This window comes from Burkholderia sp. Ax-1720, assembly GCF_011753035.1.
GTDB classification, from domain to species: Bacteria; Pseudomonadota; Gammaproteobacteria; order Burkholderiales; family Burkholderiaceae; genus Burkholderia; species Burkholderia gladioli.
Genome location: NZ_VWWK01000261.1, coordinates 1 through 6,955, shown reverse-complemented (window position 1 = coordinate 6,955; position 6,955 = coordinate 1). Strand labels below are relative to the sequence as shown.

Genomic DNA, 6,955 nt, shown 5'->3' with positions numbered 1-6,955 from the left:
CCACCGGCACGGCCGACGGCGCCCAGGCGGCCGCGCCGCTCACGCCGTCGATCGCCCAGGCGGCGATCGCCGCGCTGGCCGCGGCGCTGGCGCGCTCGGTAGCCGACAGCGGCCTGTTCTACGAATCCCATCTCGCGCAGTGGCTGGCCGGCCAGCGCGGCACGGCCGATCTCGCGCGCGAACCCCAGAACCAGTTGACCCAGGCGGCGGCACGCGACGGCGGGGCAGCGCCGGGCGGTGGTGCAGCGCCTCGCGGCGCGGCCCCCGACGGCGGTGCGACGCCCGCGGGCGCCGGCGGCGGGGCCGCGCCGGATGCGTCGCCGGCCCGCTCACCGGCGGCAGGCCAGTTCGGCGCCAGCGGCGCGCTCGCCTATGCCTTCCAGGCCGCCGACGAGGGCGCGAGCCGCCTGCTGGCCGCCACCACCAGTCAGCCGGGCGCGGCCCTGGGCGGCGATGCCAATGGCGCCAACGGCTCGGCCGCGATGGCCACCGTCAACCCGGCCACGCTGCCGCTGGTGCGCCAGCAGCTCGACCTGCTCGCGACCCAGCAGTTTCGCTGGAGCGGCGAGGCCTGGCCCGGCGCGCGGCTCGACTGGAGCGTTGAGCCCGACGCGGGCGGCACGCAGCCCGGCGAGGCGCCGCTGGCCTGGCGCACGCGGCTGATGCTGTCGCTGCCCACGCTGGGCGCGGTCGATGCGGAACTGGTGCTGACCGGCACCCAGCTGGTGGCGCGGCTGCGCGCCAACGACGCCGGCGCGGCGCGCCTCAGCGCCCACGGCGAGGCCCTGCGCCAGCGCCTGCAGGCTTCGGGGCTGGAGCTCGGCGGCCTGACGATCCGCGCCGTCGACAGCGTGCCCGATCCCTTCGACAGCGCCGCCTCGCGCGCGGCCGCGGCGGCCTACGAGCAGGGCCAGGCGCACGCGCAGGCCGGCGCGGCGCGCCCTGCCGCGAAGCAGCACGATCTCGGCGATTTCGACGATATCGACGAATTCGGCTTCCTCGACGACGGGCTCTGGCGATGAGCGGCGACAAGCGCAAGCGCGCGGCCGCGCTGGTCTACGACCCGAAGGGCGGCGATGCCGCGCCGCGGGTGGTCGCCAAGGGTTACGGGCTGGTCGCCGAGATGATCGTGGCGCGCGCCCGCGAGGCGGGCCTGTACGTGCATACCGCGCCGGAGATGGTGTCGCTGCTGATGCAGGTCGATCTCGACGATCGGATTCCGCCGGCGCTCTACCAGGCGGTGGCCGAGCTGCTGGCCTGGCTCTATGCGCTGGAGCGCGCCGAGCCGCGCGAGGCCGAGGCCGATGGCGCGGCGGCCGGCCCCGGTGGCAAGCCCGAGCCGGGCGGCGAGTTTCCGGCGCTGCCGCAGCCGCGCCGCTGAAAGTGGATGAGACGAGGGCGGGCTTGCCGGGTTGGTCGGCCTCGCGGAATCACCCACTGCGAGCGGGCCGCTGAGGCGGGATGAAGCGAGGCGTGGGCTTCCGTCGCGACGCGGCCCCGTCCGCTACGAACGCGCCGCCGCGGCGCTGCCCGGCACCGGCGCGAGCGCCGGCCCGTGGCGATGCGTGAAGCGGCTGGTATTGCGCAGCGCCAGCTCCTCCTGGCGCAGGTCCTTGGCGCGCGCATGCTGGTCGAGCAGCAGCGCGCGGTAGCTCTCCAGCATCGCCTCGCCCTCCTCGCGCGGACGCACCAGCACCAGCGCATAGCTGGTCGCCATGCGGCGCGCGTTGTCGAGCATGCCGAGGCTGGTGTCGCGCAGCGCGCGGTAGGGCGAGCCGTCCGGCAGCGGCAGGCTCGACAGCACCGCGTAGAGGTTGTTCCAGCGCGGCACGATATCGGTCATCACCTGGTTCGACACCGCCAGCCGCTCGGCCTCGGTGCCCATCGGCTCGCGCTGCAGCGTCGCCAGCGCGTTGCCGATCTCGGCCGAGGCGCCCGTCATCGCCATGTATTCGCGGGCGAAACGCAGCTCCTGCTGGCGTCCGTGGCCGGGATGGGTGAGCGGGTAGGCCAGCGCGATCACCAGCAGCGCGCCGATCCCGGCCGCGGTGGTCACGTTCGCGCCGGCGGTCGCCTCGCGCGCGGCCGGATCGAGCGGCGGCGCCAGCGCCAGGCCCACCGCGAAGCCGGCCGCGAGGCCGCCGAGGTGGGCGGCGTTGTCGATCGCCGGATGCAGGAAGCCGTTGTAGAGGCAGTAGGCGACGAAGCCGAGCGCCAGCGAGCGCTGGTGGTCGTGCACCAGCGCCGGCAGCTCGCGGCGCCGGCGCAGCAGGCAGGCCAGCAGCGCGCCGAACACGCCGAGGATCGCGCCCGAGGCGCCGGCCGCGCATTGCATCGGGTCCCACAGCACGCTGGTCATGCTGGCGATCACGCCCGCGAACAGGTACAGCGAGAGGAAGCGGAAGCTGCCGTAGAGCCGTTCCGCGAGCGGCCCGAAACGCGCCAGCACCAGCAGGTTGACGGCCAGGTGCAGCGCCCCGAAGTGCTCGAAGCTGCTGGTCAGCAGGCGCCACCAGTCGCCGTCCAGCGTGTCGGGGCCGTAGTTCGCGCCCCAGCGGATCATCGCCGGTATGTCGGGCTGCAGCGGCGAGACGCCGTTGAGCACCATCGCCGCGAACAGCAGCAGGTTCGCCGCCACCAGACCCCAGGTGGCCCAGGCGATCGGTCGGGACTGCACCAGGTCGCCGAAGCGCGCGTGCGCGTCGAGTTCGGCGGCGAAGGTGGAGGTGACCTGCATCGGCAGGCGGTCGGCGATGCTCGCGGCGGCGGCCGCGTCGGCGGCCTGCAGCGCGATGCCGAGCACGCCGTCGGGGGTGTGGAGATCGAAGAAGATGCGCTTGCCGGCGCTGCTGGCATCGAAGATCTGCGCGCGCGGGATCGCCAGGTGGAAGGGTTGGGCGCCGATCCAGCCGCCGGTGCTGCCGTCCAGCGACAGCGTGCCGGTGGCCGCGCCGAAGCTCAGCGTGCCGCTGCCGGGAAAGCCGCCGTGGCGCGCGCGGCGGCGCGGATCGGCGGCGCGCGTCTGCACGGAAAAGCGGATGCGGAAGCTGTCGACGTCGCCCGGCGCGGCGGCGGGCAGGCTGGCTGGCGCCGCCGCCGCGCCGAGCGCGGCCGTGACGGCGGGCGCGAGCGGTGGACCACCCGGCGCGGATGCGATGTCGTTCATGAAGAGCTGGCCCCGTTTTTTGTCGTCTTTGTGGTCCGGACGCCTGGTATGCCGCATGGCTTGCGTGGCGGCGGCGCGTCTCGGTGAATCCCCGTCGAAGGCGCGGCACGTCCGGATGATGTCGGGATTCTAGCGCCGCCGGAATCAACGCGCGCGTTCGCGATGCATCGGATAACGAATTTCCTGGCCTCGACATGCCCCTGTCACGAAAAACCATGACGATGCCGCCCCGGCAGGACGGAAACGCCCGTCTTTCGGGGCCGGTACGGCGGCTTCGGAACGCGAGCGAGGCGCGCGCCGCGCGCGGCTGGTTCGGACCCCGACGCATTGTTTCGGGGCCCGGCACGCAGGCGGCGATTGAGTCCCGCCGGGCTTTATGTAATGATAGCGATTCTCATTTAAAGATAGAGGGCGGCCGAGCGACCAGCGTCGCGGGCCGCCCTTGTCGTATTGGCATTGGAGTGAGCGTGAACGCGCCCGAATCGATCGAACCGAAGCTGTCTTCCGGCGTGGCGACGCGCTATGCGGGGGCGGCGGCCGGCCCGGCCCGCCCGCTGGCCGAGGCCGAGCTGGCCGCGCGGCGCCAGCGCTCGCGGCGCGCGACCTTCATCAAGTGGCTGCGCAAGGTGCATGGCTGGGTGGGGCTGTGGGGCGCGGTGCTGGGCCTGATGTTCGGCGTGACCGGTTTCGTGATGAACCATCGCGCGCCGCCGCTGAAGATCTCGCCGGGCGCGCCGCGCGTGAGCGAGGTGCAGATGCCCCTGCCCGTGCCGGCGCCCAAGTCGCCCGCCAGGCTCGAGGCCTGGCTGATCAAGGAGCTGAAGTTCGATGCCGGCCGCACGCGGATCCGCAAGGAAGCGGCGCAGCCGGTGGAATGGGGCGATCGCAGCGTGATGCAGCCCGAGCACTGGCAGATCACGCTGTTCAAGCCGGGCGCGAACGTGGTGGCCGACTACTGGGTCGGCAGCCAGGCCATCTCCCTCAAGCGCAGCGACAACTCGCTGATGACCACCCTCACCAACCTGCATCGCGGCGTGGGCATGAACATCTTCTGGGTGCTGCTGATGGACACCATCGCCGGCTCGATGATCCTGCTCTCGCTGACCGGCGTGCTGCTGTGGACCGAGCTCAACAAGCGCCGCACCATCGGCGTGGTGCTGGTGGCCGGCTCGATCACGGCGGCGTTGCTGGCGGGATTGAGCTGACGGGCGGCGGCTTCGCGGCGAGATTCGCGGCAAGATTCGCGGCGGCGGCGCATCCGGCCGCATCAAGCAAAAAGGCTCGTCGACGACGAGCCTTTTTCGTGGGCGCCGCGCCCGCGCGAGCGGGCGGCGGGCCTGGCCGGGAGGCGAGGCTCAGTGCTGCGCGCCGCCCTGGGCGATCTTCGCGTTGCGACGCGAGTAGACGAAGTAGATCACCAGGCCGATCACCAGCCAGATGCCGAAGGCCTTCCAGGTCACCGCGCTGAGGTTCAGCATCAGGAACACGCAGGCGGCCACGGCCAGCACCGGCACCACCGGCACGCCGGGGCAGCGGAACGCGCGCGGCAGGTCCGGGCGCGTGCGGCGCAGCACGATCACCGCGATCGAGACCATCGAGAAGGCCGCCAGCGTGCCGATGTTGATCAGCTCGGCCAGCACGTTGAGCGGGATCAGCGCGGCGATCAGCGCGCACAGCAGGCCGATGATCCAGGTCGCCAGGAACGGCGTCTGGAAGCGCGGATGCACGCGCGAGAGCACGGCCGGCAGCAGGCCGTCGCGCGACATCGCGTAGGTGACGCGGGTCTGGCCGTAGGTCATCACCAGGATCACGGTCAGCATGCCGATCACGGCGCCCAGGTCGATGAAGCCGGCCACCCAGTTCTGGCCCGCCACCTGCAGCGCGTAGGAGATCGGGTGCGTGATGCCGGCGTATTGCGCGGAAGGCACGATGCCGGTGGCGATGGCCGCGACCGCCACGTACAGCACCGCGCACACGCCCAGCGAGGCGATGATGCCGATCGGCAGGTCGCGCTTGGGATTCTTCACTTCCTCGGCGGCCGAGGACACCGCGTCGAAGCCGATGAAGGCGAAGAACATCACCGCCGCCGCGCCGAACACGCCCGGCCAGCCATGCGGCATGAACGGCGTCCAGTTGGCGGGCGTCACGTGGAACACGCCCACCGCGATCACCAGCAGCACCACCGCCACCTTGATGAACACCATCACATTGTTGACGCGCGTCGATTCGCGGATGCCCAGCGAAAGCAGGGTGGTGATCGCCATCATCACCACGAAGGCGGGCAGGTCGAAGTAGGTGGTCACGCCGGGCACCGAGTTGGGCGCGGCGGTGAGCACGGTGGGCAGCACCACGCCGAAACCCTTGAGCAGGGACTGCGCGTAGCCCGACCAGCCGACCGACACGGCCGAGGCGGCCAGGCTGTATTCGAGCATCAGGTCCCAGCCGATGATCCAGGCCACCAGCTCGCCGAGCGTGGCATACGAATAGGTGTAGATCGAGCCGGCCACCGGGATGGTGGAGGCGAATTCGGCGTAGGCGAGCGCGGACAGCCCGCATGCGATCGCCGCCACGATGAACGAGACCATCAGCGCCGGTCCGGCCTGGACCGCGCCCGTGCCGGTCAGCACGAAGATCCCCGTGCCGATGATGGCGCCGATGCCGAGGAAGGTGAGGTCGACGGCGCCGAGCGCCTTCTTGAGGCCGGCGCGCTGGGCGCCGGCGATCATCTGGTCGACGTTTTTCTTGCGAAGAAGTGACATGCGGATTGAATGACGTGAGTCGCGGCCGACGGCTGCGGATTATGGTTATGGTCGGTGGAACCCCGGCATTCTAGCCGATCCGTTTCGGTTGCCCTATTCGGGTTGCACCTACATTCGTCTAATGAAAACAGGGGCTTGCGCGCGATGCGCGGGCGCTTGGGGAAGGGCGGGGATGGGCGGCGGAGTCGCCTGGGGCGGCCCTCGGAATGGCGGGCCGCCGCGGCGGGTTCAGGCGCCGGCCGGGGTGGGCGGCGCCATCTCGAGCAGGCGGTTGCTCATCGCGTAGAAGGTCAGCTCGGCGTTGTTCGACAGCTTCATCTTCTCGAGCAGGCGCGTGCGATAGACGCTGACCGTCTTGACCGACAGCGAGAGGGTGACGGCGATGTCGGTGAGCCGCTTGCCCGAGGCCAGCATGCAGAGCGTCTGGTATTCGCGGTCGGACAGCTTCTCGTGCGGCAGCGGCTCGTTCTCGAACGAGACGTATTCGGCCAGCGCCTCGGCCAGCGCCGGGCTCACGTACTTGCGGCCGGCCGCCACCTGCTGGATCGCCGAGATCATCTGCGCGGCATTGACCGTCTTCGACAGGTAGCCGGCCGCGCCGGCCTTCAGCGCGCGCACCGCGTACTGGTCCTCGCGGTACATCGAGAACATCAGCACCGGGGTGGACGGCAGCTTGCGCTTGAGGCGCTTGAGCACCTCCACGCCGTTGATGTCGGGCAGCGAGATGTCGAGCAGGATCACGTCGAAGCTGCCCTTGTCGGCGGCCGCGAGCGCCTCGGCGCCCGATTCGGCCTCGGCCACCTCGTCCGCCACGCGGCGGTCGAGCAGCAGTTGCCGGATTCCCTGGCGGACGATCGCGTGATCGTCCACGAGCAACAGATTCAGCGCCATCGCGTCTCCTCAGCAGCCCGAAGCATGTGCCGATGCGCGCGGCGCGGCCAGCAGCGCATCCCAGGCGAAGCGCGCGCGCAGCACGGTGCCGCCGCCCTCGCGCGGCTGGTGCGCGAGCGTGCCGCCGAACGCGGCGCAG

Annotated in this window: 6 protein-coding genes and 1 pseudogene; 3 read left to right on the top strand and 4 right to left on the bottom strand. The window is 71.4% G+C overall.

Features of this window, described 5'->3' with window-relative positions:
* Both F3J18_RS34540 and F3J18_RS34535 read left to right on the top strand, forming a co-directional pair.
* Nucleotides 1-1,022, top strand: a 1,022-nt coding sequence (locus tag F3J18_RS34540) for a flagellar hook-length control protein FliK (RefSeq protein WP_166916591.1), incomplete at its 5' end; no start/stop codon positions are given.
* Nucleotides 1,019-1,381 (top strand): EscU/YscU/HrcU family type III secretion system export apparatus switch protein, encoded by a 363-nt coding sequence (locus F3J18_RS34535; protein WP_025100302.1) that lies wholly within the window; start codon nucleotides 1,019-1,021, stop codon nucleotides 1,379-1,381. The genes F3J18_RS34540 and F3J18_RS34535, both read left to right, overlap by 4 nt.
* A 123-nt stretch (nucleotides 1,382-1,504) precedes the next feature.
* On the opposite strand, the gene F3J18_RS34530 is transcribed toward F3J18_RS34535, so the two are convergent.
* Nucleotides 1,505-3,166 carry a rhomboid family intramembrane serine protease gene (locus F3J18_RS34530; RefSeq protein WP_166916589.1) on the bottom strand — a complete coding sequence of 554 codons (1,662 nt, stop codon included), beginning with the start codon at nucleotides 3,164-3,166 and terminating at the stop codon, nucleotides 1,505-1,507.
* 509 nt (nucleotides 3,167-3,675) lie between these two features.
* On the opposite strand from F3J18_RS34530, the gene F3J18_RS34525 reads away from it, so the two are divergent.
* On the top strand, nucleotides 3,676-4,371 hold the full coding sequence (locus tag F3J18_RS34525) for a PepSY-associated TM helix domain-containing protein (RefSeq protein ID WP_230676320.1): 696 nt from the start codon (nucleotides 3,676-3,678) through the stop codon (nucleotides 4,369-4,371).
* A 150-nt stretch (nucleotides 4,372-4,521) separates the two neighbouring features.
* Here F3J18_RS34525 and F3J18_RS34520 read toward each other — a convergent pair whose 3' ends face one another.
* The 3 genes and pseudogenes from F3J18_RS34520 to F3J18_RS38380 form a co-directional block, all read right to left on the bottom strand.
* A complete protein-coding gene (locus F3J18_RS34520) occupies nucleotides 4,522-5,925 on the bottom strand; it encodes an amino acid permease (protein ID WP_025100299.1) in 1,404 nt (467 codons plus the stop codon).
* A 228-nt stretch (nucleotides 5,926-6,153) separates the two neighbouring features.
* Nucleotides 6,154-6,816 (bottom strand): response regulator transcription factor RqpR, encoded by a 663-nt coding sequence (gene rqpR / locus F3J18_RS34515; RefSeq protein ID WP_105828393.1) that lies wholly within the window; start codon nucleotides 6,814-6,816, stop codon nucleotides 6,154-6,156.
* A 9-nt stretch (nucleotides 6,817-6,825) separates the two neighbouring features.
* Nucleotides 6,826-6,955 (bottom strand): annotated as a pseudogene (locus F3J18_RS38380) (sensor histidine kinase); the annotation flags it as partial.